The following is a 24,067-nucleotide window of genomic DNA, read 5'->3' on the forward strand; positions in this document are numbered from 1 at the left end:
GGGCCAGCCTCTGGATCGGAGCACCCAGCCTTCCCATCTGGTGAAGCTACGTCTTCCCGCCGGCCCTTCGTCCGGCACCAGCCAGCAGGGCCGCCATGGTCGCGATCTCCGTCCTCGATCTCGTTCCCGTCGTCGAAGGGGAGGGGCCACGCCAGGCGCTGCTCAAGTCGATCGATCTGGCGCGCCATGCCGAGAAACTCGGCTACACCCGCTACTGGGTGGCGGAGCATCACAATATGGTCGGCATCGCCAGCGCGGCGACCTCGGTCGTGATTGGTCAACTCGCGGCGGCGACGAGCACGATGCGGATCGGCGCCGGCGGCATCATGCTGCCGAACCACGCCCCGCTGGTCATCGCCGAGCAGTTCGGCACGCTGGAAGCGCTCTTCCCCGGCCGCATCGACCTCGGGCTCGGCCGCGCGCCCGGCACCGACCAGCTCACGCTCAGGGCGTTGCGCCGCAGCCCGATGTCCTCCGACAGCTTCCCGCAGGACGTGCTGGAGTTGCAGGCGCTGTTCGCGCCGGCCGGCCCCAACCAGGCGATCCGCGCCGTGCCGGGGGAAGGGCTTAACGTTCCGCTCTGGATCTTGGGATCGAGCCTGTTCGGCGCGCAGCTCGCGGCAGAGCTCGGCCTGCCCTACAGCTTCGCCTCGCATTTCGCGCCGGATGCGCTGCTGCAGGCGCTCGCCGTCTATCGCGAGCGCTTCAAGCCGTCGGAGCAGCTCGCGGCGCCCTATGCGATGCCGGGCATCAACGTCGTCGCCGCGGAGACCGATGAGGAGGCGCACTATCTCGCGACCTCGCTGCAGCAGCGCTTCGTCGGCATGGTCCGTGGAGCACGCGGCAAGCTGCAGCCGCCGATCGACGATATCGAGCAGTACTGGTCACCGGCAGAGAAAGCGCACGTCTCGCAGATGCTGCGCTATGCCTTCATCGGCTCGCCGGAGACGCTGAAGCGCTCGCTCGGTGCCTTCATCCGTGAGACCGGCGCCGATGAGATCATGATCACCGCGCCGATCTTCGAGCATGAGAAGCGCAAGCGCTCCTTCGAGTTGGTGGCCGGAATTGCGGAGGAACTGGCGCGGAGTCGCGCCTCCTGACGGCTCATGCCGGCTGCACCGCACTCCGCGCACGCCGTGCCGCGCGCCGGAGGTTGAAGACCAGGGCCGCAGCGAAGAGGATCGCCTGGACGACAACGATGCAGGGACCGCTTGCGGCGTCGATGTGGTAGCTCAGAATTGTCCCGGCCAGGCTCGATATAAGCGCGGCGGCGACGGCGATGGCGAGCATGCGGTCGAAGCGCCGCGTCGTCAGGAAGCCGATGGCGCCGGGCGCGATCAGCATCGCCACGACGAGGATGATGCCGACCGCCTTGAGCGCGACGACGATGGTCAGCGCCAGCAGGGACAGCAGGCTGAAATGCAGCAGGCCGACCGGCAGGCCGATGGCGCGGGCATGGCCGGGGTCGAAGGCCTGCAGCAGCAGGTCGCGGCGCTTCGCCAGCAGGATCGCGATGGTCGGGACTGCGATCGCGGCCGTCTCGGCGATGTCCGACCAGCGCACACCGAGCATGTCGCCGAACAGGATGTGCAGGAGGTGCTGGTCGCTGTCGACCTTGACGAAGAGAACGAGGCCGAGCGCGAACATGCCGGAGAAGACGATGCCCATCACCGTATCCTCCTTTACCCGGCTGTTCTGCTTGAGATAGCCGATGCCGAGCGCGCAGCTCAGCCCGGCGGCGAAAGCGCCGACAGCGAGCGGCAGGCTGGCGACATGGGCCAGCACGATGCCCGGCAGCACGGCATGCGAGACCGCATCGCCCATCAGCGACCAGCCCTTGAGTACGAGGAAGCAGGACAGAATGGCGCAGACGCCGCCGACCAGCAGGGCGACGATGAGGGCGCGCTGCATGAACTCATGCGCCAGCGGCGCCAGCAGCCAGGTTTCGACGAGGCTCATGGCGTGGCCTCTGGCAGTGACCGGCGCGCGGCCCGCCTCGCGGCGAGGCGGCCATGCTTGGGCGCGAAGACGAAGGCGAGCAGGAACAGCAGTGTCTGGAAGACGACGATCAGCCCGCCGGTCGAGCCGTCGAGGAAATAGCTGAGATAGGCGCCGATGGCGCTGGTTGTGACGCCCATCGTCACGGCCAGGACGATGAGCCGGCCGAAGCGGTCGGTCAGCAGATAGGCGGTGGCGCCGGGCGTCACCACCATGGCGATGACGAGGCAGGCGCCAACCGTCTGCAGCGCCGCGACGGTGCAGGCGCTGAGCAGCACGAAGAACAGGATCTTCAACCGCGTCGGGTCGAGCCCGACGACACGCGCCTGGTTCTCGTCGAAGAAGACGAGCATCAGGTCCTTCCAGCGTGCCAGCAGGACGAGCAGCGACACGCCGGCGATGATCGCGACCTGGACCACGTCTTCCGGCGCGATGCCGAGGATATTGCCGAGCACGATCGACTGGACGTTTACCGAGGTCGGGTTGATCGAGACGACCAGCAGGCCGACGGCGAAGAAGGTGGTGAAGACGATGCCGATGACGACGTCCTCGCGCAGTTGCGTCCGCACCCTCACCAGTGCCATCGCCACCGCCGCCAGCAGGCCGGAGAGGAAGGCGCCGGCGGCATAGGGCAGCTTGAGGAGATAGGCGAGGGCGACGCCGGGCACGATGGCGTGCGCCAGGGCATCGCCCATCAGCGACCAGCCCTTGAGCATCAGATAGCAGGAGAGGAAGGCGCAGACGCCGCCGACCAGCGCGGAGACCCAGATGGCGCGCAGCATGTATTCGTAGCCGAAGGGCTCGAGCAGCAGGTCGATCATCGCCCGCTGCTCCGCTCGCGCAGCTTGTCCTCGGTCGGGAGCTCCGTGGCCTCGCCCTCGCCGTAGAGCACCAGAGGGCGCTCGTCGTCGGTGATGACGGTGACTTGGCGCGTATCGGCATCGGCGTGGAGCGCGGCGCCGCCGAGCTGGACATGGCGCAGCGCCCCGCCGAAGGCGCGCTGGAGATGAGCCGGTGTGAAGGTGGTCGCGGTCGGTCCGGCGGCGAGGACGGTGCGATTGATGATCACGACTTGATCGCAGAATTCCGGGATCGAGCCGAGATTATGGGTCGAGACCAGCATCAGCCGTCCTTCGGCGCGCAATTCGCGCATCAGCGCGACGATCTGGTCCTCGGTTTTCACGTCGACGCCGGTGAAGGGCTCGTCGAGCAGGATCACCTGCCCGCCCTGAGCGAGCGCCCGGGCCAGGAAGACGCGCTTGCGCTGGCCGCCTGACAACTCGCCGATCTGCCGCCGCCGGAAGGGGAGCATGTTGACGCGGGCCAGCGCCTCATCGACCGCCTCCCGGTCGGCCTGCCGGGGGATGCGCAGCAGGCTCATATGGCCGTAGCGGCCCATCATCACGACATCGTCGACTAAGACGGGGAAGTTCCAGTCGACCTCCTCGGCCTGCGGGACATAGGCGACGAGGCCGCGCTTCAGCGCCTGGCGCACCTCCAGCCCGGCGATGGCGATGCGGCCCGCCGCCGGGCGGACGAACCCCATCAGCGACTTGAACAGGGTCGACTTGCCCGAGCCATTGATGCCGACCAACGCGCAGATCGTGCCTGCGCCGAGATTGAAGGAGGCGTTGTCAACGGCGGTGACGCCGTTGTTGTAACGTACGGTTACGCCCTCGACGGTGATCGAGGGCGAGATGCGCTGCGCGGCGGCGGGGCGCGTCGTCACTGGCCGAAGCCTTTGGCGATGGTGTCCACCGTGACCTCCATCAGCTTGAGATAGTTCGGCACCGCGCCGTTTGCGGCCGAGAGCGAGTCGACATAGAGCACGCCGCCGTATTTCGCGCCGGTCTCGCGGGCGACCTGCTTCGCCGCCCGGTCGGAGATGGTGCTCTCGCTGAAGACGGCGGGGATGCGGTTCTTGCGTACCAGGTCGATCAGCTTGCGCACCTGCTGCGGCGTGCCCTGCTCGTCGGCATTGATCGGCCAGAGATAGGCTTCGCGCCAGCCATAGTCGCGGATGAGATAGCTGAAGGCGCCCTCGCTGGAGACGAGCCAGCGCTTCTCCGCCGGCACCTTTTCGAGGCGGGCGCGCAACGGCGCATCCATCGCGCGGATGGAGTCGGCATAGGCCTTGGCGTTGGCGGCATAGGTCGCGGCCTGGGTCGGGTCGGCGACGCTCAGCGCCTTGCGGATATTCTCGACATAGATCAGCGCATTGGCCGTCGACATCCAGGCATGCGGATTGGGCTTGTCCAGATAAGGGCCGTCCTTGATCCCCATCGGCTCGATGCCGTCGGTGACGACGGCGCTCGGCACGTTCTTGACGTTGTCGAAGAAGCGCTCAAACCAGCGCTCGAGATTGAGGCCGTTCCAGAGCACGAGATCGGCGGACTGGGCCTTCACCACGTCGAGCGGGGTCGGCTGGTAGTCATGGATCTCGGCGCCGGGCTTGGTAATGGACTCGACAATCGCCGCCGTGCCCGCGACGTTCTGGGCGATGTCCTGAATCACCGTGAAGGTCGTGACCACGCGCAGCGGCTTGGCGGGTGCTGTCTGCGCAAGGGCTCCTCCGGCTGGAAACGAAACGGCTAGGGCAAGCGCGGCGGCGACCCATCCCAGAAATACTCGACGCTGCATGCTGACCCTCGCTGTTGCGGATGCAATCAGACGCTATTGCAAACTAATTGCAACTGTCAACGCTGATGCGACCTATTAGCGATAACTGCCTTTTGCAAATGCCTCTCAGCATTGCTATTGCCTAGTCATGACCGAAACTGACCGGCGCATTGCCGTTTTCGAGAGCCAGCTCAAGGGGGCCGGGCTGCGGATGACGCAGCAGCGGCGGCTGATCCTGCGTGTGCTGGCGGAAGCGGACGACCATCCCGACGCGAAGGGCATCTTCACCCGTGCCTTCGTGCACGATCCGACGCTGTCGCTCTCGACCGTCTACCGTACGATGAAGGTGCTGGAGTCACGAGGGGCGATCGAACGCCACGCCTTCGAAGACGGCGTCTCGCGCTACGAGCACGCCCATCAACAACACCACGACCATCTGATCGACATCGATTCCGGCGCGGTGATCGAATTCTCCTCGGATGCGATCGAGGAACTGCAACGGCGCATCGCCGCCGAGCTCGGCTATGAGCTCGTCCGGCATCGGTTGGAGCTTTATGGTCGCAAGAAGCAGCCGGCCAAGACGCCAGCGGTGCGCAAGAGCCGCAAGCAGAGCTGAAGCGCTACGGCTTGGGCCGAGGCCTCAGCCGTCGATGATGTCGTCGTATTCGCGATGCTTCGCGATCCAGCCCTTGAGGAATTCGCAGCGGACCACGGCCTTGCGTCCGCTCGCCCGGATCAGCTCGAAGACGCCCTTCGCCAGCCGCGACCCGACGCCCTGCCCAGCGAATTCCTCCGGCACCTCGGTATGGATCAGCACCACCCGATTGCCATCAGGCCTGTAGGCGACGATTGCGGTGCCGCCGTCGAGCGCCAGTTCGAAACGGTTCTGTTCGGGATTCTCGACGACGTTCATGGTCGACTCCTCACCCTTGCGCTTCTGAACGCCAGGGGTAGCTCCAGGTTTCGGTCAGTGTCTTGCCGCCGCTCTTGAGGAAAGCGCGCATCTCGGCGAGCTGGCCAGGTTCGACCACGACGTCGATGAAGGCGCGGAAGCCCTCGGTCTTCCGGTTCGGCACGATGAAGGCGCGGTCGATCCGGCCATAGGCGATCGAGGGCACGATCTCGACCTTTTCCGGCTGCTTGACGTGATAATCGAGGTCGCCGCCGGCAAAGTCGACGATGAAGCGGCGCGCACCCTCCGTCACCGGCTCGCCCGAGCCCAGTGCCTTGGGCTTGGCCTGGTAGGTATTGATCACCCGCCCGCCCGGATGCAGATCGCTGGAATCGAGCATGGCGGTGAGCTTGTAGGCGAAGGAGAATTCACGGCCGGGTTCGAGCGGTGTCTTCGGCGACCAAAGCGCAACGATGTTGTCGTTGGTCTCATCTGTCGTCGGCATCTCGATCAGCTCGACGACGCCCTCGCCCCAGTCGCCTTGCGGCTCGATCCAATAGGACGGGCGCAGCTCGTAGGCCAGGTCGAGGTCCTGATAATGCTCGAAGGTGCGGTCGCGCTGCATCAGGCCGAAGCCGCGGACGTTGCGCTCGACGAAGGAGGAGACGGCCTGCTGCCGCGGATTGCGCAGCGGGCGCCAGATCCATTCACCGCTGGCGGAATGGATCATCAGCCCGTCTGAATCGTGCAGTTCGCTGCGGAAGTCGTCGAAGGAGCGGCGGTCGTTCTCTCCCGTGAAGAACATCGAGGTCAGCGGCGCGAGCCCGAGCTTCTCGATGGGGACCCGCGGATAGAGCGTCGCCGCGACATCGACCACCGTGTCGTGGTCGGGATAGAGGGTGAAGCGGAAGGCGCCGGTCACCGAGGGAGAGTCGAGCAGCGTGTGGATAATGACGCGCTCGGCATCGGCCGCGGGCTGCTCGATCCAGAATTCGCGGAAGACAGGGAATTCCTCGCTCGCGGTACCAGCCCCGATCGAGAGCCCGCGCGCCGAGAGGCCGTAGCGCTGGCCGCGGCCGAGCACGCGGAAATAGCTCGCGCCGATGAAGGAGATCAGCTCGTCGAAGACGCGGGGGTCGTTGAGAGGAAAGTGCAGCCGGAAGCCGGCGAAGCCGAGATTGACCGGCAGCGGCTTGTCGAATTTGACCTTGCCGTAATCAAACAGGTTGGCGGCATAGGGCACAGGGGTCGGCACGCCGTCGCGGACGACGTTCACTGTGACCGGCCGGGTGAACAGGAAGCCCGGATGGAACATCTGCATGCGGAAGGGCGAGCCGTTCTGCGCCAGCAGCGCCCGCTCGGGGCGGAAGCGGATGTCACGCCAGGAATCGTAGTCGAGCTTCGCCAGCGCCTCGGGCAGGCTCGCGCTCGGCTCATAGGCGACGGCGGCGATCTCGCGCGCCCGGCGCTGCACGTCCTCGAAGCTGAAGCGCGGCTGCGGCGCCGCGTTCTGAGGCGGCGTCTGCGGCTGGCCTTGCGGCGGGGTCTGTGGCCGCGGCTGCTGCGCCAGAAGGACGGAAGGCGCTGCCGAGAGGCAGAGCGCGGCGGAGAGTCCGCCCAGAACCCGGCGGCGGTCTGTCGTGGTCATGCGTGGTCCGTGTTCCCGTCGCGTCGGCTTCGCGAAATGAGGCGGCAGTTGAGACTTAAGGCCATCAAATAGGGCCGGTCTAGGGCATCCGTCATTGACAGGAGATGAAGATATCGCAACCTTCGCGGCCGGCCGGATGCGGCCAGCCGCTCGCGCCCCAAAGGCAAGGTGAACGCATCCAGATGAAGTCCCTGTCCTGATCCCGATCGACTCGTGGACGGATATCGGCAAGGCGAGCCCCGATCCCACCGTCTGCAGCGAGAAGGATCACCACGATGCGTAGCTTCCGCGATGCGAAGCTGATGGCGAAGAGCCTGCGCGAGACCATGACCGCCAGGCAGGTGCTGCTCTCCCACTCCGAAACCCTGGAAATCGTGGCGCGCCAGTTCGGCTATGACGACTGGAATGTGCTGGCGGCGAAGATCGGCGAAGCGGCTTCCGATATGCCGGCTGCGGCAAATGATGAAGCCGTGCGCCTGCAGATGGGGATTCCGATCCTGCGGATTTTCGACGAGGCCAAGGCGAAGGAGTTCTATCTCGACTTCCTTGGCTTCACGATGGACTGGGACCATCGCTTCGCGCTGAACATGCCGCTCTATATGCAGGTGTCGCGCTCCGGGCTTAAGCTCCATCTCTCCGAGCATCACGGCGATGCGAGTCCCGGCTCGACCGTCTTCGTCTGGATGGAAGGCATCGATGCCCTCCACGCCGAACTGATCGGCAAGCGCTATTCCTATTCGCGGCCGGGCATCGAGGAGGACGGACCGGGCGGACGCACCCTGCAGGTGCCCGATCCCTTCGGCAACCGCATCCGCTTCTGCGAGAAGCGCGGCTAACCCATAGCCGGCGCAGCACTTTCCGCCGTTAACCCGTTCCCGAAAGAACACGGGTCGGCTCTGCAAAAAAATGCGGCTCCGGGCTCACAAAACACTTGTGGTCCGGAGTCGCGGTCCGTATATCGGCCTCACCCAATTCGCACGTGCCTGTGGCCGCGTGCCGGTCGGTGGGCATCCGGACAAGAGGCCGGACAGCCGCCAGGGGTCGGAAGACGGATGGAGGGGATGGACATCCCTCAAATCACGCTTCCCAGTCTCCGCAAGGAGATTGCTCCCCGACACAGACCGGCAGCCGGAGGCAAAACCGGCGAACCCCGAATCTCCACGGGGGACGCAGCTTAAAGCAACGACGGAGCGGGCTTTTTTGGTCTCGTTGGCTTTCCACAGGTCAACACCGAAGAGGCTTGTCCTTCATTGCCGGCCGTGCGGGGTCTTCCCCAATCGAACGGTGTTTCGGGTCCGGACGGCTCGTCCGCTGTAGCAGGCGTCTCCAAAGCGCCTCGCGACCGCGACGAATCTTCCGGCGATACATCGCATCGACGCCGCTTGCGTCGTAGGGGAGTCGCGTCTCATGACCGACCGCATCCGTGAGTTTCTTCGCACCCGACGTGAGGACGGGCCCTGTGTCGTCATCGACACCGATGTCGTTCGCGAGAACTATCACGCCTTCGCCCGCGCGCTGCCCGATACCCGCGTCTTCTACGCGGTGAAGGCGAATCCGGCGCCGGAGGTGCTTGCCCTGCTGGCCAAGCTCGGCTCCTGCTTCGATTGCGCCTCGGTCGTCGAGATCGAGCTCGCGCTCGCGGCTGGCGCCACCGCCGATCGCATCTCCTTCGGCAATACCATCAAGAAGGAGCGCGACGTCGTGCGCGCCATGGAGCTCGGCGTGCGCCTCTTTGCCGTCGACTGCACGGCTGAGGTCGAGAAGGTCGCCCGTTCCGCCGAGAAGACCGGCACGAAGGACGCGCGCATCTTCTGCCGCATCCTCTGCGACGGCGCCGGTGCCGACTGGCCGCTCTCGCGCAAGTTCGGCTGCGTGCCGGAGATGGCGGCGGATGTGCTCGAGCACGGCCATCGCCTGGGCCTGCTGGCCTATGGCATCTCGTTCCACGTCGGCTCGCAGCAGGCCAACGTGAACGCCTGGGATTCCGCCCTGGCCTCGGCCTCGGCGATCTTCAAGGAGTGCGCCACTCGCGGCATCTCGCTGTCGATGGTCAACCTCGGCGGCGGCTTCCCGGCGCGCTACCTGAAGCCGATTCCGGGCGTGCCGTCCTATGGCGACGCGATCTTCCGGGCGCTGTCGAAGCATTTCGGCAACCAGCTGCCCGAGACGATCATCGAGCCGGGCCGCGGCATGGTCGGCGAAGCCGGCCTGATCGAGGCCGAGGTCGTGCTGATCTCGAAGAAGGCCGAGAGCGACGAGGTGCGCTGGGTCTATCTCGACATCGGCAAGTTCAACGGTCTCGCCGAGACCATGGACGAGGCGATCCGCTATCCGATCCGCACCACCCGCGACGGCGATGCGACGGTGCCCTGCGTGCTCGCCGGCCCGACCTGCGACTCGGTCGACGTCATGTACGAGAGGACCCCTTACATGCTGCCCTTCTCGCTGGAGATCGGCGACAAGGTGCTGATCGAGGGCACGGGCGCCTATACGACGACCTATTCGGCCGTCGCCTTCAACGGCTTCCCGCCGCTGAAGCAGTACGTCATCTGACGCTGGAAGGAGCGAGAGCTCCTTCCTAAACCCATCGGGTCCGGCGAAGCGCCCTGTCCTGCGGCAGGCTGCCCGGCGAAATCCGGGCGGAGCGTCCGCGTCTCCAAGAATGGAGCGCGCGGGCGTGGCTCCCGCCGGACCCCCTTCCACACAATCCATCCGCTTGTGGCCGCGTCCTCGCGGCGCCGGGAAGGTCTGCCAGTTTCTTGCGCGAATTCTGATCGCCGGCCGTTCCGGTCGACGGAAAGCGCGTCGAGGCAGGCGCTCCGGCAGGAGGTACGTCATGATCACGATCCGCGACGAGATCGCCGCCGACATTCCCGCCCGCGAGGCGCTGCTCGACCGTTGCCTGGGCGAGCGCCGCACCGCCAAGTCCAGCGAGCGCCTGCGCGAGGGCCGGCTGCCGGCCGAAGGGCTGGCGCTGAGCGCCGAGCGCGACGGCGAGCTGCTGGCGACCGTGCGCCTCTGGCATGTGGAGGCCAATGGCGTGCGCGCGCTGCTGCTCGGCCCGCTCGCGGTCAAGCCCGAATTGCAGGGCGAGGGGCTCGGCAAGGCGATGATGCGCGAGGCGCTCTGGCGCGCGGCCTGCCGCGGGCATGGCGCGGTCATCCTCGTGGGTGACGCGCCCTACTACGCGCGCTTCGGCTTCGATCCGGCTCTGACGCGGGGCCTCGCCATGCCCGGCCCGGTCGAGCGCGAGCGCTTCCTCGCCATCGAGCTGCGCGATGGTGCGCTCGACGGTGCCTGCGGCGTGCTGGTCGCCACCGGCGCACCGGCTGAGACCGCGGCTGAGGCGCAGGAGTTCGCGCAGGCCGCCTGATCCACTCACCCCGTCATCGCGCCGTCATCGCCCGGCGCTTTCCATGCATGGACCGCGTGGAAGGCGCTGCCGCGATTGACGGCGCGATTTTGCGCCCATACGAGTTTTTCGACCCGTTTTTGTCCCCGGAACCCAGGAGTTTGGAAGAATGACGAATTGGCCCGTCTACGGCGAGATCACCGGCCCGATCGTGATGATCGGCTTCGGCTCGATCGGCCGCGGTACGCTGCCGCTGCTCGAACGGCACTTCAAGTTCGACAAGAGCCGCTTCGTCGTCATTGCTCCCGATGATTCCAACCGCCACCTGCTCGACGAGCGCGGCATCCGCTTCATCCAGGAAGCGCTGACGCCGGCTAACTACAAGGAAATCCTGGAGCCGCTCCTGACTGCTGGCGGCGGGCAGGGTTTCTGCGTGAACCTGTCCTGCGACACCGGCTCGCGCGACCTGATGGAATTCGCCTCCAGCCTCGGCGCACTCTACATCGACACGGTCAACGAGCCCTGGCTCGGCTTCTATTTCGACGACAGCAAGGGTCCGGGCGAGCGCTCGAACTACGCGCTGCGCGAGATGACGCTGGCCGCCAAGCGCGCCCGTCAGCCTGGCTCGCCGACCGCCGTTTCCTGCTGCGGCGCCAACCCCGGCATGGCCTCCTGGCTGGTGAAGCGGGCGCTGACGAACCTTGCCGCCGACATGCGCCTCAACGCGACGCAGCCGACCACCCGCGAGGAATGGGCGGCGCTGATGCAGCGCGTCGGCATCAAGGGCATCCACATCGCCGAGCGCGACACGCAGCGCTCGCGCAACCCGAAGCCGCCGGGCGTCTTCGTCAACACCTGGTCGGTCGAGGGCTTCATCGCCGAGGGCGTGCAGCCGGCCGAGCTCGGCTGGGGTACCCATGAGAAGTGGATGCCGGAGAACGCCCACACCCATGAGACCGGCTCGCAGGCCGCGATCTACCTGATGCAGGCCGGCGCCGAGACCAAGGTGCGCAGCTGGTGCCCGACGCCGGGCCCGCAATACGGCTTCCTGGTGACGCATAACGAGTCGATCTCGATCGCCGACTACTTCAGCGTGCGCGACGAGGCTGGCCGGGCCGTCTATCGGCCGACTTGCCACTACGCCTATCACCCACCGAACGATGCTGTGCTCTCGCTGCACGAGATGTTCGGCAATGCCGGCCGGCCGCAAGAGGAGCACCACATCCTAGAGGAGAGCGAGATCGTCGATGGCGTCGACGAGCTTGGCGTGCTGCTCTACGGCCATGAGAAGGGCGCTTACTGGTTTGGTTCGCAGCTCTCGATCGAGGAAGCCCGCCAGCTCGCGCCCTATCAGAGCGCGACGGGTCTGCAGGTGACCTCGGCGGTCCTCGCCGGCATGGTCTGGGCGCTGGAAAACCCGCGTGCCGGCATCGTCGAAGTCGAGGAGATGGACGTCAATCGCTGCCTCGAGATCCAGCGGCCCTATCTCGGCCCGGTGAATGGCTACTACACCGACTGGACGCCGCTCGATGGCCGTCCGGGGCTGTTCCCGGAGGATATCGACACAAGCGATCCCTGGCAGTTCAGGAACATCCTGGTTCGCTGAAGGGTGTCATCCCGTGCGCGCTGCGGCATGCAATGCCGCGGCGCAGACACGGGACCGTCATCAGATAGAGGCACCTTCTCGTCATGCGATCCCGCATCTGCGCAGCAGCACTTACGTGCTGCGGCGCGCGCGGGATGACACGCTATGCCCGGCGAACCTTCACGCCCGCTAGCAACGCCGCGCCTGTCAGGAAGAAGACGATCAGCACGGCCAGCCCGGCCCGCTGGCTGGCGAAGATCGTCGTCGCCAGCGCGACCAGCGTTGGGCCCATGAAGGACGTGACTTTGCCCGACAGGGCGAAAAGCCCGAAGAACTCGCCGATGCGGCCGGGCGGCGCGAGCCGCGCCATCAGGCTGCGGGAGGCGGCCTGCAAGGGGCCGGCGACGAGGCCGATCAGCAGGCCCAAGCCCAGATAGACCCGCTCGGGCAGCGATGCGTAGAGCCCGCCGCCTGGCGCGGGCGGGGCGGCCGGGATCACGAACAGGATATGGTCGGCGCTCAACGAGAGGATGCCGAGGCAGGCAAAGAGCAGACAGGCGATCGAACCGAGCACCACCGGCTTGCCGCCGATGGCATCGTCGAGCTTGCCGCCGAGCCAGGCGCCGAGCGTGCCGGTGACGGTGAGCAGGATGCCGAAGATGCCGAGCTCGATGGTCTGCCAACCGAAGACGCCGGCCGCATAGATGCCGCCGAAGGCGAAGAGCGCGACCAGCGCATCCTGGTAGATCATGTTGGCGAGCAGGAAGCGGCCGAGCGAGGGCAGTTTCGGCAGCTCGGCCAGCGTGGCCTTCAGCCGCCCGACGCCACCGCTGGCCGCCTCAGCGAGGCTTAAGCCCGTCTTGCTCGAATCCGGCGTGAACAGGAACATCGGCGTGACGAAGACGACGAACCAAAGTGCCGTCAGCGGGCCGGAGAAGCGGTCGCCCTCGCGAGCCGCGGCATCGAGCCCGAGGATCGGCGCGATGCCTGCCAGCGTCTTGCCGGTCTGGGGATCGGCCGCGAGCAGGCCGAGCGTGATCGCGAGCGACAACAGTCCGCCGAGATAGCCGATCGCCCAGCCCGTGCCGGAGAGCCAGCCGAGCCGCTCCGGCGGCACCAGCCGCGTCATCATCGCGTTGTTGAAGGTGGTGGCGAACTCGGCGCCGACCGTCGCGACGACGAAACCGGCAAGCGCGATCGGCACCGCTAGGGCTGAGCCCGGCACTGCGAACCAGAGCATGGCCGAACCCATGACGAGCAAGGAGCCGAAGGCTGCGATCCAGGGCTTGCGCGGTCCCGTCCGGTCGGCGATGCCGCCGAGCAGCGGCGAGAGCAGGGCGATGCAGAAGCCGGCGAAGCCGGTGGCATAGCCCCAGAGCGCCTGGCCTTCGGCTGCATCCTTCGCCAGCGCCGAGGCGAAGAACGGGGCGAAGACGAAGGTGGTGATCAGCGTGAAGAAGGGCTGTGCCGCCCAGTCGAAGAACAGCCAGGCTGTGACCGCGCGGCGCGGCGGCCAGACTTTCGGCGGGGCTTCGACAGGCGGCGTGGCGACGGTCACTGCAGGGTCGTGTCCGGATCACTGCCGCCGCGGGCCAGCTCGATCTCGGTGATCGCGACCAGCACCTCGGCCCGGTCCTTCAGCGTCCGCGCCTCGAGCAGGGCCTGCTTCTCGCGCGGCCCGAACGGGCACATCATCGAGAGTGCGTTGACCAGGGCCTCGTTCGGCGCCTCATTGACGCCCTTCCAGTCGATCTTGAGGTCGTTCGCCTTGGCGAAGTCGCGCAGCGCCTTGAGCAGGCCCTTGCGGTCGACCTCCTCCTCGCCGGTACGGGCGACGAAATCGGCGGCGAAGGGCTGGTAGTCGACCCGCGCCTGCCGATAGGCCGTGGTGACCGACAATTCGTCGAGCAGCCGGAACCGGCTGATCCCGGTCAGGGTGATGATGTAGCGCCCGTCGCCGGTCTCGGCGAGCTGGGTGATCCGGCCCAGGCAGCCGACCTTGAGCAACGGAGGGATCTCCGGCTGGCGGCCAACCTCGGGTTCGGGCTGGATCATCCCGATGACGCGCTCTCCTTTCAGCGCATCGTCGATCATGGCGAGATAGCGCGGCTCGAAGATATTGAGCGGCATCTGGCCGCGCGGCAGGAGCAGCGCGCCGCTCAAGGGGAAGAGCGGGATCACCTCAGGGCAATCCCCGGCCCCCTCATAGACGGCGTTCATGCCCATGCGCGGTTCCGTCCTCTCGGCGGTCAGGAGAACAACAGGGTCGACAGCTTGCGGCGGCCGGCAATGCTTGCATCGTCCATCGGGCCCCAGGCCTCGAAGAACTGGAGCAGCTGCTTGCGCGCACCGTCGTCGTTCCACTTTCTGTCGGCCCTGATGATGGCGATCAGATGGTCAACCGCCTCGTCGCGTCTGTCGCGGGCGTTGAGCGCCAACGCCAGGTCGAAACGAGCCTGATGATCCTTGGGGTTAGCTGTGACCTTTGCCTCGAGCTCCGCCGTGTCGCCGAGCGAGGCAGCCTGCGCGGCGAGCTCGATCGCGGCGCGCAAGGCCGTGATGGCCGGGTCGCCGGCCTTATCCTGCGGCGTCATGGCGAGGATGCCCTTGGCGCCTTCGATATCGCCGGTGTCGAGGTGCAGCCGCGCCAGCCCCGCGATGGCGCCGAGGTTGTCGGGCTCGGCCTGGAGCACGCGGGCATAGAGCTCGCTTGCACCGGCCGGGTCGCCGGCCTCGGCGGCGGCTTGCGCGGCCGTAATCAGTTCCTCCGTCGCGCCGGGGCCCATCGGGCCGACCAGACGCTCGATAAAGGCCTTCACCTGGCTTTCCGGCTGGGCGCCCATGAAGCCGTCGATCGGCTGGCCCTGCTTGAAGGCGATGACGGCGGGAATCGACTGGATGCCGAGCTGGCCGGGGATCTGTGGATGCTCGTCGATGTTCATCTTGACGAGCTTGACCTTGCCGCCGGCGGCCTTAACCACCTTCTCGATGATGGGGGTGAGCTGCTTGCAGGGGCCGCACCAGGGCGCCCAGAAATCGATCAGCACCGGCTGCTTCATCGATTCAGCAATGACGTCCTGGCGGAAGCCCTGCGTCGTGGTGTCCTTGATCAGGCCGGGTTGCTCGGCCGCCTCGCCATTGACCAGCATGGGTCGCCCTTCGTGATGCTTCGTAGAGGCGCTGGCGTGCCGATGCGGCCGCCTGCGCAGTCGCCCCATAGATGGGGGGCTTTAGCCGTTCTGTCCATCGGGCGGGACGGGCAAATCGACGATCAGCGGCTCATGGCCGGTCTGCCGGAGGAAGGCGAGGAAATCGTCGCGGCCGACCCTGAGCGTCGCCGTATTGATCAGCGGGTGGAAGTTGACGTCCTCGCCCGTCACCAGATTGGCGTCGAGCACCATGGTGACGTCGCCGGCGCGGTCGTTGATCACGGCGAAGGCGGTGACCGAGCCCGGCGTGACGCCGAGCTTCTCCAGCAGCAACTCGGCCGAGCCGAAGGAGAGCCGGCCGCTGGCGCCGATCCGTTCATGCAGGCGCTTCAGGTCGATCCGGGCATCCGCCTCGGCCGAGACGAGGAACAGCCGCCCCTTCTTGTCCTTCAGGAAGAGGTTCTTGGTGTGCAACCCCTGCAGCGGCTCGCGATGAACAGTCGATTCGGCGACGGTGAAGACCGCGGGATGGTCGATCCGATGGAAGGCAATGCCGCGCTCGGAGAGATGTTCGCAGAGCTGCTCGGGCGTGACGGGCATGTTCATCGTGGAGAGGCCGGTGATCGCTAGCGTCGGAATCGGTCTGGCATGGCGCGTTTCCGCCACTTCCGTCGGAGAAAGCGTGCCATCCGCGATGCCTAACCTCACGTCGTGCAGACGGCAAGGTGTCGTGGCGGAGGACGGGTTATCAACGGCCGGCAAAAAAGTTTCGACAAGGCGCTTGCACTCCGCCGCGCTTTGGGGCAATAACCCGGCCGCGCCGCCACCACGGCGCGACTGTCTCGGATGCGGGTGTAGCTCAGGGGTAGAGCACAACCTTGCCAAGGTTGGGGTCGAGGGTTCGAATCCCTTCGCCCGCTCCAGACAATCTCAAGACTTGAGAGGCACGCAAGCGTCGGATTTTCCGGCGCTTTTTGCTTTTTGGGCTCGGATGATTCGGTGCGGTTTCCGAAGCGCTCGGAAAACCCGTGGTTACCTGCGGGTTACAAGTACGATGCGTGGCCGAATAGGCCTTCTCAGGCTCACTCCCGCTGATCTCTACTGTTTGAAGCAATTCTCCCGATGCCACCGCAGGAAATGACCGGAGCGCCGAAGAAGCTCCGCGGTTACATGCTTTTCACGAGCGTTCACCAGCTTCAAGCCAGTTAAGCCGTCCCCAAGACGATAGGCCGAGCGAGCCGGCCCCGAATTCGAGATCGAATCGCAGAAGGACTATGCGCTCGCGCTCGACCGGGGCTGAGGGCCTGGAGGCTGGAGGACGCTCAGAAGAGCAAGAGGCCGAAGCGCGCGCGCTCAAGCGTGCGGTCACAATCGAGGATAGTCGGCAGAGCTAGGCTTCCGCCACGACACTCTGACGCCGGCTTCAAAAAAGATCGCCTTGTGTCGGTTGCTGCGGCTTCTCTGCCTCCGGTTCGACCGGGGCAGCCAGCGTTGGATCATCGTCGGGTGCCCGGCTGCTGTTGACCCGCGTCGAGACGATCCATTCCCGCAATTCAGGCGGCGGCCGGTCCAGCAATTCCTTGCCGCCGGTTCCGTTGAGCCAGGCATCAAAATCCTTCGGATGCAGCATCGCTGGCATGCGGTCATGGATCGCTGACATCCATCGGTCAGCGTCGCGCGTGATGATGGTGCAGGAGGTGATCTCCTCGCCGGTCGGCGGGTCCGTCCAGCGATCCCACAGCCCGGCGAAGGCCAACAGGCCGCCGTCGGCGGCGCTTATCCGGTGGGGGATTTTCTCGCCCTTCGGCCCTGTCCACTCATAGAACGCGCTGGCGGGGATGATGCACCGGCGCTTGATGAAGGAAGACTTGAACATCGCGCTATCGCTGACGCGATCGGAGCGCGCATTGAAGGTCGATCCGACCTCATTTGCCTTCTTCTTCCACCACCCCGGAATGAGGCCCCATCGCGCCTTGCGGAGCTCGCGCCCGGCCTCCGTCTTCACGATAATATCGACCTCGGTGGTCGGCGCGATGTTGTAGCGAGCCTGCAGGTTCGGTCGGCTGGCTGGCACCGTGAGAGGCTGGCTGAAAGCGACGATCTCTTCCCATGTGTACGCTTGGCTGAACCGACCGCACATCGCTGCTGCCTCTATTGGATCGGGGAAATCTGAGCCTGCGCTTCGTTCGCTTTTGCGAGCATGGCTTCAAGTTTGGCTAGCATTGCCGGTGCGAAGATTAGGTTCATGATTTGGCCGCCGGCAATCTCGAGACTGATCATGGTTTCGCCCTGCAAGTTCGTGGTGATCGCGACCCGGCGCACGTCCACGACGTCGAGATCGACTTCCGGCAGTACGGTCGGCTCGGCCATCAATCCCGCTCCTCGATCGGGCGCCAGAGCTGTTCGGGCTTGCGCTTGCCGGTTTCGCTCTCTTCGGCAATTCGATCGGTCTGAATCTGAGCCTCGATCCGGGCCGTTTCGAGGAAGTAAGCCAGCGTCCCGAAACCTCGTGCGTCCGCTTCGGCTATTAGCGCGACGATGCGTTCGACCAGATCGTCAGCCCGGTGCAAAGGGACGCACGGAACGCCTGAGCTTGAGCCAAGTCGCACGACATCTGCCATGACATCCTCCACCCCAAGGGCAAGGTATTCGGCAGCGGGGCAATTACACAAGACGAGCGCCGGACGCGGCGGTTTGCCTGCCAAGACCGGATCCATGCCATACTCACTTCGCAGCGATCCGGAGTGGCAAAATGGGCGGACATCCCGAAGGCACTGCGCGTGTGACGCTTGCACTTCGCGTCCATGATCGACCTGTGCATATCGACGTGCGCCTTCCGGACCGGACGGCGCGGCTCGATGAGCTGCTCCCCGCATTGCGCGAGATGGACGACCGCGTGATCGACGCGACGATCGCTCACGTCGAGGCGGGAGGGGAGCGCGTATCCTGCGCCAAGGGCTGCTCGGCCTGCTGCCGGGCCCAGCCGGTGCCGGTGACGCCGCCAGAAGCCTATGCGCTGGCGCGCCTCGTCGAACGGCTGCCCGAACCAAGCGGGGCAAGAGTGCGAGCGGCGTTTACCGCCAACGTCACGCGGCTGCGCGAGGCAGGGCTTTATGAGGCCTACATGCAGCGCGATCCGGCCATGACGCGCGACGAGGCGCGCATCATCGCGCGACGCTACATGGCGCTCAGGCTCACCTGTCCATTCCTCGCCGACGATGCGTGCAGCATCTATGCCGAGCGGCCATTCACATGCCGGCAGTATCTCGTGACCTCGCCACCGAAGCTCTGCGAAGCGCCTCTCGACAACGCGGTGAAGCCCGTCCCGATGCCGGCGACTTTCGCCACCGCAATGCTCGAAGCCGGCGAGGCCCTGACCGGACGTGCGCAACACACCGTGCCGCTGACACTCGCGCTCGACTACGCGGAGGCCAGTCGAATGGACATCGAGAAATCCGGCTCGGCGAAGCTGGCCTTCGAGCAGATCGTGCGCAGAGCACTGAAGTAAAAGCGAGCACGAATGACGTCAGCTTTCAACGCAACTCTGTCGCGGCCGGGACCAACGTAGAATACGAAGGCCCAGCCACTGCGCTTCGGCGCCGCCGATCAACCAAGCTTGAACAACTCTGGCGCCTTGAGGCCCCAGTTCTTGGCGGCGCTGCGCTTCTTGTAGAGCTCGTCCATCGCCTTCTGCATCTCGGCTGGCTTGGCGCGGGCGCGCTCCGGTGCGCCATAGCTAACCATTGTGAGGTCAGTCTCGTACAAGCTGATGATCCAGCTGTCGAACGTCGTCAGCTCATGGGCCAACCTAAGCACGTCAGGATCAGGGCTCTGAAAGCGGCGGTTGCGAGCGCCGTTACGAGCAATATCGGCCAGTCGCGCTAGGCTCGCGTCCAGGTGCCTGACCTCGCGCCGCGCTTCCTCGATCTTGTCCTGGAAGAGCGCGAACAGCCGCGATTTCCACTGAGTTGCTTCGTCGGTCGAGATGAGCTTTCGCTCGACATATTGGGCGATGGTGCGGAAGGCGCCATCACGCTCGAAGTCGGCTTGTATGCGCTCTGAGGTAAGGCTTGGGTCAGCCATATCGCAGGTCCTTTTTCAAGCGCTCCCTGGTAGTGTTGGCGATCGATAGTCGCAGCACAAGCAAATGTTGCGCGAAAGCGCGCCGAGGACCGACCGCCCTCGCTCTTGCGAGCCAAGATATCGATGCCGTTACAAAAGAGCGCGTCGAATCCTGCCTGTTCGACACCGGAAAGCGGCTTCAGCCAAGTCGCCTGCCGCAGGGGCTCCAGATATGCTGCGTTACGGAATACGCTGCGTCTCGACAAGCGCGCACGTCGGTGCCGACGATCAGTATCGCAATTTCCCGCATTAACAGCGGACGAATGCCATGAAAACCATCGGATGGCGTTTGGTTATGGTTGTCGCGTTACTCGCGGCGTCTTCGATCTCTGAAGTTCAGGCCCGTGATGAGACAATAGAACGCATACGTCTCGGCTCAGGTTTCGAAATAGTCATCGGCCAGAAGCAAATTGAACCGGGAGGACGGCTGCTGGAGGCCATTGCGATCTGGGTCGGTGCGAAACTGGAGCAGCCGGTGCCCGCTTCCTTGCCGAGGCTTGTGTTTGAGCCGGCTGGCCAAATTGCTGCGTCTCGGTTGAAACAGTACGCGTCCGAAATAATACAACAACAAGGCCGACCAAGTATCATCTCAATATACGATTCTCGTGAGAAAATTATCTATCTTACAGACGCATGGACCGGAGCAACAGCGGCAGATTTGTCAGTTCTTGTTCATGAACTGGTTCATCATTTTCAGGAGATGCATCAGACAAAATTTGAATGTGACGCAGCACACGAGGCAAAGGCTTTTGAGTTACAAGAGAAGTGGTTGAGATTATTCGGGCTTTCACTTGAAGGGGAATTCCAGATTGATCCGTTCACACTCCTGGTAAGAACATCCTGCGGAATGTGAGAACGTAGACCAAACGCGGTGGGGTCGCGCAGTCAGCACCCCGCGTTCAATTTATCCGGTCACTGAATGAATGGCCCGACAGGGCCTCTTATGAAAAGCAGGGAACCCTTGGCGGCGTTCCAAATCTGCCTGCGGGCGCCGTGCTCGCGTTGGCAGAAGTGGCCGCGGAGCCGCGGTAGAACCCAAGGAAAGTCCTGCAGCTTGGTGAATTCGTTCGACGGATTCACCGCCACATGCCACGCATCTTAGCTCTGACATCGACCTTCGGACCTCCGGAAGACATACGCCCGCCTTCTCCGGCTGAAGAGAGCGGCCAAGCGACCCGCTCGAACTGCCCAAGCAGGCCATTCGGAATGAAACGCGTGCGGTTCGCGTAGACGTGGCGATCACCGGTCGCGGATTGGCCGTGGGTGAAGAAGCGCTGCGGCACGACGAGATGCAGATCGTCCTTGGCGCGCGTCATCGCGACATAGAGCAGGCGTCGCTCCTCCTCGATCTCGTCTTTGGCACCCGCGCCGAGATCGATCGGAATGCAGCCGTCGACGACGTTCATGACGAAGACCGACTTCCACTCCTGCCCTTTCGCCGAGTGGATCGTCGAAAGGATCAGATAGTCCTCGTCGAGATGTGGAACCCCGGCCTGATCGCTGGTTGCGTCCGGCGGATCGAGCGTGAGTTCCGTCAGGAAGCGCTCTCGCGACGGGTAGCCGCTGGCGATCTGCTCAAGCTGCACCAGATCGGTCTGCCGGGTTGAGGCATCTTCATGGATCCGCTCGAGATGCGGCTCGTACCAGCGACGGGCGCGCTCGATCTCGCCGGGCCAGCCTGCCCTACCGGAACGGAGTTCGCCGACCGCGGCGAGGAACTCCGGCCAGTCCTGGCCGGCGCGCTGCGGGGCCGGAGCGTCTTCCAGTGCTTCGATCGGAGCGGCCGCTTGCCCGATATGATCCAGGACGCGTTGTGCCGAGGTCGGCCCCACCCCCGGCAGGAGCTGCAACACCCGGAACCCGGCGACGCGATCGCGCGGGTTTTCGACGAAGCGCAGCAGCGCCAGTAGATCCTTGATATGGGCGCTGTCGAGGAATTTGAGTCCGCCGAACTTCACGAATGGGATGTTGCGGCGGGTGAGCTCGATTTCGAGCGGACCGCTGTGATGTGAGGCCCGGAACAGCACGGCCTGCTGCTTCAAGGTCGAGCCGCCCTCGCGGTTCTCAAGAACCTTCTCGGCGATAAAGCGCGCCTGATCGGCTTCATCGCGAACATGGACGAGTTGTGGCGGTGATCCGGCTGCGCGATCGGTCCAGAGGTTCTTGGTGAAGCGCTCGGCCGCCAGGTCGATCACGGCGTTGGCAGCCGAGAGGATGGCGCTGGTCGAGCGATAGTTCTGGTCGAGTGTGATCACCTCTGCTGGCGGCGAGAAGGCGGCCGGGAAGTCGAGGATGTTGCGGACGGTCGCCGCCCGGAACGAATAGATCGACTGGGCGTCGTCGCCGACGACCGTGAGGCCCCGGCCGTCGGGCTTGAGCGCCAGCAGGATCGAGGACTGGAGTCGGTTGGTGTCCTGGTACTCGTCCACCATGACGTGGTCGAAGCGCGAGCCGACATCCGCGGCAATGTCCGGATCGGTCATGGCCTGGGCCCAATAGAGCAGCAGGTCGTCGTAATCGAGCACGTTCTGCTGCTGCTTGGCCTCGACATAGGCAGCGAACAGTTCCTTCAGCTCGGCCGCCCAGGCGACGCACCAGGGATAGGACTGGCTGAGCACCTCCTCGATCGGCAGCTCCGCATTCACGCAGCGCGAGTAGACCGCCAGGCAGGTTCCCTTGGTCGGGAAGCGCGACTCAGTCTTGGAGAAGCCGAGTTCGTGCCGGACGAGGTTCATCTGGTCGGCCGCGTCCTCGCGATCATGGATCGTGAAGGCGGGGTCGAGCCCGAGCTGATCGGCACAGTCGCGCAGGAGCCGCGCCCCGATGCCGTGGAAGGTCCCCGCCCATGTCAGCGCATCGCTGAGCACGCCGGCGCCGTCGCCGAGAACCTTGCGCGCGATCCGCTCGACGCGCTTCGCCATCTCCGAGGCCGCACGGCGCGAAAACGTCATCAGCAGGATCCGCCGCGGATCGGCGCCGCTGACCAGGAGATGCGCGACGCGATGCGCCAGCGTGTTGGTCTTGCCCGATCCGGCACCCGCGATGACGAGCAGCGGGGCCGCTGCCACCACGCCGACGCCGTGCACGACGGCGCGTCGCTGCGTCGGGTTGAGCGTATCGAGATAGGTGATCGGCGTGACAGCGTTCATGACGGCGACCTGTTTGATACGGATTCGCTCAAACCTACCATGTCGAATGACAGGTCTTCGGCAGGATCAACGACGCTTGGCATCGCGCGCAGCTCCCCTTCCTCGATACCATGTCCCCCAATGCGCACCGCGGCCGCGATCGCGGGGGTCGAACTCGATTCCGCCCATGATGTCCCTGAAGCGTGCCGCCTGGTCCGGATCGGAGAAGCAGAACACGCGGTAGTGCTTTCCGTCGTGAGCGACTTCATGTCCACGAGAGCACAGCGATGATAGAGGCCCTGTAGCTGGAACTATCCCAAGGCCAAGACCGTCCGGAATTTCGACGGCGACCTGATAGGGCCACACCCGATCAATCTCCGCCTTGGAAAGCTCACCCTTGCGCCTCACAGCTCATCGACCGTGCGAGGCCGGCGCCAGCCTTCGGAGAACCGGCCTCGCAGGAAGCCGCGAGAGGCCGCAGCGTCTGCATCCGCGGCCATGACGGCCAAGTCACGCAGCAGCATGCGGATTGCCTCACGAGCATCGCCGCCGGCTTCCTCCAAAACTGCATCAATCTCATGATCGGCAACGGCAAAAAGGTCCACTTCAGACGGGCTCTGGGGCGCGACTGCTGACATTGTTCTCATCCTCGATATGGGAACATTATGAGAACAAAGCATCCTGATGAGTCAACCAGCCAGAAGTTGCGTGGAGCGAACCTCAGGTTGGGTCAGCCCTAGTCCTATGTCGCCTTCTTGGCCGCACGCCGCTTCGGTGTTGGTGGCTTGGCGCCCTGCTTCACGCTGGCGCGCAGGGCTTCCATGAGATCGACAACCTTCGGCGCCTTGGATTTCTTCGCCACCTTGATGGGCTTGCCGGCGAGCTTCGCCTTCACCAGTTCGGCCACTGCGGCCTCATAGCGGTCGTCGAACTTGGCCGGATCAAACTCGCCACGCTTGGTTTCGATGATGTGTTTGGCGAGGTCGAGCATCTCCTTCTGGATCTTCAACTTGGGGATGTCATCGAAGGCATCGGCGGCCGAACGCACCTCGTAGTCGAAGTTCAGCGTATGGGCGACGAGGCCGAGCCCTTGGGCGCGGATCATCAGCGCGCGATAGCGCCGGAACAGCACGGCGTGAGCGAGCGCGCCGACCTTGCTGGCCCGCAGCGCCTCTCGGATCACCGCAAACGCCTCATCGCCGACCGTGCCAGTCGGAGCCAGGTAGTAAGGCTTGTCGAAATAGATCGTGTCGATCTCGCTGCAAGGCACGAAGGCCGCCACCGCAAGCGTTTTGTTGCTCTCCGGCACGGCCTTGGCGATTTCCTCGGGCTCAACCTCGACATAGCGGTCCTTGTCGATCTCGAAGCCCTTGATCTGGTGTTCGCGGTCGACCGGTTCGTCGGTGACGGGATCGATGAATTCGCGTCGGACGCGGTGGCCGGTATCGCGATTGATCGTATGGAACGCGATCCGCTCGGCTGTGCTCGCACCGGTATAGAGCGCCACCGGACAGCTGATCTCGCCGAATTTCAGATAGCCCTTCCAGTTCGCCCGCGCCGCAACCATGGCACTA

The 24,067-nt window shown here is 65.0% G+C and carries 25 protein-coding genes and 1 tRNA gene; 9 read left to right on the forward strand and 17 right to left on the reverse strand.

The genetic code is table 11. The annotated features are described in order from the left end of the window. Nucleotides 1–95: 95 nt before the first annotated feature. Nucleotides 96–1,100, forward strand: a complete 1,005-nt coding sequence (locus tag FQV39_RS21115; protein WP_149132077.1) for an LLM class flavin-dependent oxidoreductase — start codon at nucleotides 96–98, stop codon at nucleotides 1,098–1,100. 4 nt (nucleotides 1,101–1,104) lie between these two features. Here FQV39_RS21115 and FQV39_RS21120 read toward each other — a convergent pair whose 3' ends face one another. From FQV39_RS21120 to FQV39_RS21135, 4 genes are read right to left on the reverse strand one after another with little or no spacing between them, the layout of a single operon-like run. Then, entirely contained in the window at nucleotides 1,105–1,959 is an 855-nt protein-coding gene (locus FQV39_RS21120; protein ID WP_149132078.1) for a metal ABC transporter permease, read from the reverse strand. Then, a complete protein-coding gene (locus FQV39_RS21125; protein WP_149132079.1) occupies nucleotides 1,956–2,819 on the reverse strand; it encodes a metal ABC transporter permease in 864 nt (287 codons plus the stop codon). The genes FQV39_RS21120 and FQV39_RS21125 overlap by 4 nt, the downstream gene beginning before the upstream one ends. Next, entirely contained in the window at nucleotides 2,816–3,727 is a 912-nt protein-coding gene (locus FQV39_RS21130; RefSeq protein ID WP_282570090.1) for a manganese/iron ABC transporter ATP-binding protein, read from the reverse strand. The genes FQV39_RS21125 and FQV39_RS21130 overlap by 4 nt, the downstream gene beginning before the upstream one ends. Continuing rightward, the gene (locus tag FQV39_RS21135; RefSeq protein WP_149132080.1) at nucleotides 3,724–4,638 is read right to left on the reverse strand and encodes a metal ABC transporter substrate-binding protein; all 915 of its coding nucleotides are present in this window, start codon (nucleotides 4,636–4,638) and stop codon (nucleotides 3,724–3,726) included. Before FQV39_RS21135 ends, FQV39_RS21130 begins: the two co-directional genes overlap by 4 nt. 127 nt (nucleotides 4,639–4,765) lie before the next feature. On the opposite strand from FQV39_RS21135, the gene FQV39_RS21140 reads away from it, so the two are divergent. Next, complete coding sequence (locus FQV39_RS21140; protein WP_149132081.1) at nucleotides 4,766–5,233, forward strand: Fur family transcriptional regulator; 468 nt, start codon at nucleotides 4,766–4,768, stop codon at nucleotides 5,231–5,233. Nucleotides 5,234–5,257: 24 nt separating this feature from the next. Here FQV39_RS21140 and FQV39_RS21145 read toward each other — a convergent pair whose 3' ends face one another. Both FQV39_RS21145 and FQV39_RS21150 read right to left on the reverse strand, forming a co-directional pair. Beyond that, entirely contained in the window at nucleotides 5,258–5,530 is a 273-nt protein-coding gene (locus FQV39_RS21145) for a GNAT family N-acetyltransferase (protein WP_149132082.1), read from the reverse strand. 10 nt (nucleotides 5,531–5,540) lie between these two features. Next, nucleotides 5,541–7,157 carry an OpgD/OpgG family glucan biosynthesis protein gene (locus tag FQV39_RS21150; RefSeq protein ID WP_149132083.1) on the reverse strand — a complete coding sequence of 539 codons (1,617 nt, stop codon included), beginning with the start codon at nucleotides 7,155–7,157 and terminating at the stop codon, nucleotides 5,541–5,543. Between the two features lie 275 nt (nucleotides 7,158–7,432). On the opposite strand from FQV39_RS21150, the gene FQV39_RS21155 reads away from it, so the two are divergent. From FQV39_RS21155 to FQV39_RS21170, 4 genes are all read left to right on the forward strand, one after another. Further along, the gene (locus FQV39_RS21155) at nucleotides 7,433–7,993 is read left to right on the forward strand and encodes a glyoxalase superfamily protein (RefSeq protein ID WP_149132084.1); all 561 of its coding nucleotides are present in this window, start codon (nucleotides 7,433–7,435) and stop codon (nucleotides 7,991–7,993) included. Between the two features lie 571 nt (nucleotides 7,994–8,564). Further along, nucleotides 8,565–9,710, forward strand: coding sequence for a type III PLP-dependent enzyme (locus FQV39_RS21160; RefSeq protein ID WP_149132085.1), 1,146 nt, complete (start codon nucleotides 8,565–8,567; stop codon nucleotides 9,708–9,710). A gap of 283 nt (nucleotides 9,711–9,993) precedes the next feature. Continuing rightward, nucleotides 9,994–10,530, forward strand: coding sequence for a GNAT family N-acetyltransferase (locus FQV39_RS21165; protein ID WP_149132086.1), 537 nt, complete (start codon nucleotides 9,994–9,996; stop codon nucleotides 10,528–10,530). 148 nt (nucleotides 10,531–10,678) lie between these two features. Continuing rightward, nucleotides 10,679–12,115 (forward strand): homospermidine synthase, encoded by a 1,437-nt coding sequence (locus FQV39_RS21170; RefSeq protein WP_149132087.1) that lies wholly within the window; start codon nucleotides 10,679–10,681, stop codon nucleotides 12,113–12,115. A 142-nt stretch (nucleotides 12,116–12,257) separates the two neighbouring features. On the opposite strand, the gene FQV39_RS21175 is transcribed toward FQV39_RS21170, so the two are convergent. The 4 genes from FQV39_RS21175 to FQV39_RS21190 all read right to left on the reverse strand — a co-directional run bounded on the left by FQV39_RS21175 (nucleotide 12,258) and on the right by FQV39_RS21190 (nucleotide 15,849). Beyond that, complete coding sequence (locus tag FQV39_RS21175; protein WP_149132088.1) at nucleotides 12,258–13,652, reverse strand: MFS transporter; 1,395 nt, start codon at nucleotides 13,650–13,652, stop codon at nucleotides 12,258–12,260. Continuing rightward, the gene (locus FQV39_RS21180; protein WP_149132089.1) at nucleotides 13,649–14,320 is read right to left on the reverse strand and encodes an LON peptidase substrate-binding domain-containing protein; all 672 of its coding nucleotides are present in this window, start codon (nucleotides 14,318–14,320) and stop codon (nucleotides 13,649–13,651) included. The genes FQV39_RS21175 and FQV39_RS21180 overlap by 4 nt, the downstream gene beginning before the upstream one ends. A gap of 23 nt (nucleotides 14,321–14,343) precedes the next feature. Next, nucleotides 14,344–15,243 carry a thioredoxin gene (trxA, locus tag FQV39_RS21185; RefSeq protein ID WP_149132090.1) on the reverse strand — a complete coding sequence of 300 codons (900 nt, stop codon included), beginning with the start codon at nucleotides 15,241–15,243 and terminating at the stop codon, nucleotides 14,344–14,346. Between the two features lie 81 nt (nucleotides 15,244–15,324). Next, nucleotides 15,325–15,849 (reverse strand): prolyl-tRNA synthetase associated domain-containing protein, encoded by a 525-nt coding sequence (locus FQV39_RS21190; RefSeq protein ID WP_349238558.1) that lies wholly within the window; start codon nucleotides 15,847–15,849, stop codon nucleotides 15,325–15,327. Between the two features lie 242 nt (nucleotides 15,850–16,091). On the opposite strand from FQV39_RS21190, the gene FQV39_RS21195 reads away from it, so the two are divergent. Beyond that, nucleotides 16,092–16,166, forward strand: a tRNA-Gly gene (locus tag FQV39_RS21195). A gap of 500 nt (nucleotides 16,167–16,666) precedes the next feature. Here the strand turns inward: FQV39_RS21195 and FQV39_RS21200 are convergent. The 3 genes from FQV39_RS21200 to FQV39_RS21210 are packed head-to-tail and all read right to left on the reverse strand — an operon-like array spanning nucleotide 16,667 to nucleotide 17,960. Further along, entirely contained in the window at nucleotides 16,667–17,383 is a 717-nt protein-coding gene (locus FQV39_RS21200; RefSeq protein WP_149132091.1) for an SOS response-associated peptidase, read from the reverse strand. Nucleotides 17,384–17,394: 11 nt separating this feature from the next. Then, nucleotides 17,395–17,613: a hypothetical protein gene (locus tag FQV39_RS21205; protein WP_149132092.1), complete on the reverse strand. Its 219-nt coding sequence runs from the start codon at nucleotides 17,611–17,613 to the stop codon at nucleotides 17,395–17,397. Then, a complete protein-coding gene (locus FQV39_RS21210) occupies nucleotides 17,613–17,960 on the reverse strand; it encodes a hypothetical protein (protein WP_149132093.1) in 348 nt (115 codons plus the stop codon). The genes FQV39_RS21205 and FQV39_RS21210 overlap by 1 nt, the downstream gene beginning before the upstream one ends. Nucleotides 17,961–17,995: 35 nt before the next feature. Between FQV39_RS21210 and FQV39_RS21215 the strand changes: the two genes are divergently transcribed. Further along, on the forward strand, nucleotides 17,996–18,751 hold the full coding sequence (locus tag FQV39_RS21215) for a YkgJ family cysteine cluster protein (RefSeq protein ID WP_149132094.1): 756 nt from the start codon (nucleotides 17,996–17,998) through the stop codon (nucleotides 18,749–18,751). A 98-nt stretch (nucleotides 18,752–18,849) separates the two neighbouring features. Here FQV39_RS21215 and FQV39_RS21220 read toward each other — a convergent pair whose 3' ends face one another. Then, nucleotides 18,850–19,326: a hypothetical protein gene (locus tag FQV39_RS21220; protein ID WP_149132095.1), complete on the reverse strand. Its 477-nt coding sequence runs from the start codon at nucleotides 19,324–19,326 to the stop codon at nucleotides 18,850–18,852. A gap of 307 nt (nucleotides 19,327–19,633) precedes the next feature. Here FQV39_RS21220 and FQV39_RS21230 point away from each other — a divergent pair, with 307 nt between their 5' ends. Further along, nucleotides 19,634–20,218: a DUF6647 family protein gene (locus tag FQV39_RS21230; RefSeq protein WP_149132097.1), complete on the forward strand. Its 585-nt coding sequence runs from the start codon at nucleotides 19,634–19,636 to the stop codon at nucleotides 20,216–20,218. 223 nt (nucleotides 20,219–20,441) lie between these two features. Here FQV39_RS21230 and FQV39_RS21235 read toward each other — a convergent pair whose 3' ends face one another. The 3 genes from FQV39_RS21235 to ku form a co-directional block, all read right to left on the reverse strand. After that, entirely contained in the window at nucleotides 20,442–22,514 is a 2,073-nt protein-coding gene (locus FQV39_RS21235) for an ATP-dependent helicase (RefSeq protein ID WP_149132098.1), read from the reverse strand. Nucleotides 22,515–22,897: 383 nt separating this feature from the next. Beyond that, on the reverse strand, nucleotides 22,898–23,131 hold the full coding sequence (locus FQV39_RS21240; protein WP_149132099.1) for a hypothetical protein: 234 nt from the start codon (nucleotides 23,129–23,131) through the stop codon (nucleotides 22,898–22,900). A gap of 104 nt (nucleotides 23,132–23,235) precedes the next feature. Further along, a complete protein-coding gene (ku, locus tag FQV39_RS21245; protein WP_149132100.1) occupies nucleotides 23,236–24,060 on the reverse strand; it encodes a non-homologous end joining protein Ku in 825 nt (274 codons plus the stop codon). Between the last annotated feature and the right edge of the window lie 7 nt (nucleotides 24,061–24,067).

Origin of the sequence: Bosea sp. F3-2, from assembly GCF_008253865.1 — a bacterium.
In the GTDB taxonomy this organism is placed as follows: Bacteria; Pseudomonadota; Alphaproteobacteria; order Rhizobiales; family Beijerinckiaceae; genus Allobosea.

Excerpts from the sequence above, each read along its gene's own strand:
- FQV39_RS21115 (WP_149132077.1), top strand. The coding sequence starts at position 96 with ATGGTCGCGATCTCCGTCCTCGATCTCGTTCCCGTCGTCGAAGGGGAG.
- FQV39_RS21120 (WP_149132078.1), bottom strand. The coding sequence starts at position 1,959 with ATGAGCCTCGTCGAAACCTGGCTGCTGGCGCCGCTGGCGCATGAGTTC.
- FQV39_RS21125 (WP_149132079.1), bottom strand. The coding sequence starts at position 2,819 with ATGATCGACCTGCTGCTCGAGCCCTTCGGCTACGAATACATGCTGCGC.
- FQV39_RS21135 (WP_149132080.1), bottom strand. The coding sequence starts at position 4,638 with ATGCAGCGTCGAGTATTTCTGGGATGGGTCGCCGCCGCGCTTGCCCTA.
- FQV39_RS21140 (WP_149132081.1), top strand. The coding sequence starts at position 4,766 with ATGACCGAAACTGACCGGCGCATTGCCGTTTTCGAGAGCCAGCTCAAG.
- FQV39_RS21145 (WP_149132082.1), bottom strand. The coding sequence starts at position 5,530 with ATGAACGTCGTCGAGAATCCCGAACAGAACCGTTTCGAACTGGCGCTC.
- FQV39_RS21150 (WP_149132083.1), bottom strand. The coding sequence starts at position 7,157 with ATGACCACGACAGACCGCCGCCGGGTTCTGGGCGGACTCTCCGCCGCG.
- FQV39_RS21155 (WP_149132084.1), top strand. The coding sequence starts at position 7,433 with ATGCGTAGCTTCCGCGATGCGAAGCTGATGGCGAAGAGCCTGCGCGAG.
- FQV39_RS21160 (WP_149132085.1), top strand. The coding sequence starts at position 8,565 with ATGACCGACCGCATCCGTGAGTTTCTTCGCACCCGACGTGAGGACGGG.
- FQV39_RS21165 (WP_149132086.1), top strand. The coding sequence starts at position 9,994 with ATGATCACGATCCGCGACGAGATCGCCGCCGACATTCCCGCCCGCGAG.
- FQV39_RS21170 (WP_149132087.1), top strand. The coding sequence starts at position 10,679 with ATGACGAATTGGCCCGTCTACGGCGAGATCACCGGCCCGATCGTGATG.
- FQV39_RS21180 (WP_149132089.1), bottom strand. The coding sequence starts at position 14,320 with ATGGGCATGAACGCCGTCTATGAGGGGGCCGGGGATTGCCCTGAGGTG.
- trxA (WP_149132090.1), bottom strand. The coding sequence starts at position 15,243 with ATGCTGGTCAATGGCGAGGCGGCCGAGCAACCCGGCCTGATCAAGGAC.
- FQV39_RS21190 (WP_349238558.1), bottom strand. The coding sequence starts at position 15,849 with ATGAACATGCCCGTCACGCCCGAGCAGCTCTGCGAACATCTCTCCGAG.
- FQV39_RS21200 (WP_149132091.1), bottom strand. The coding sequence starts at position 17,383 with ATGTGCGGTCGGTTCAGCCAAGCGTACACATGGGAAGAGATCGTCGCT.
- FQV39_RS21205 (WP_149132092.1), bottom strand. The coding sequence starts at position 17,613 with ATGGCCGAGCCGACCGTACTGCCGGAAGTCGATCTCGACGTCGTGGAC.
- FQV39_RS21210 (WP_149132093.1), bottom strand. The coding sequence starts at position 17,960 with ATGGATCCGGTCTTGGCAGGCAAACCGCCGCGTCCGGCGCTCGTCTTG.
- FQV39_RS21215 (WP_149132094.1), top strand. The coding sequence starts at position 17,996 with ATGGGCGGACATCCCGAAGGCACTGCGCGTGTGACGCTTGCACTTCGC.
- FQV39_RS21220 (WP_149132095.1), bottom strand. The coding sequence starts at position 19,326 with ATGGCTGACCCAAGCCTTACCTCAGAGCGCATACAAGCCGACTTCGAG.
- FQV39_RS21230 (WP_149132097.1), top strand. The coding sequence starts at position 19,634 with ATGAAAACCATCGGATGGCGTTTGGTTATGGTTGTCGCGTTACTCGCG.
- FQV39_RS21235 (WP_149132098.1), bottom strand. The coding sequence starts at position 22,514 with ATGAACGCTGTCACGCCGATCACCTATCTCGATACGCTCAACCCGACG.
- FQV39_RS21240 (WP_149132099.1), bottom strand. The coding sequence starts at position 23,131 with ATGTCAGCAGTCGCGCCCCAGAGCCCGTCTGAAGTGGACCTTTTTGCC.
- ku (WP_149132100.1), bottom strand. The coding sequence starts at position 24,060 with ATGGTTGCGGCGCGGGCGAACTGGAAGGGCTATCTGAAATTCGGCGAG.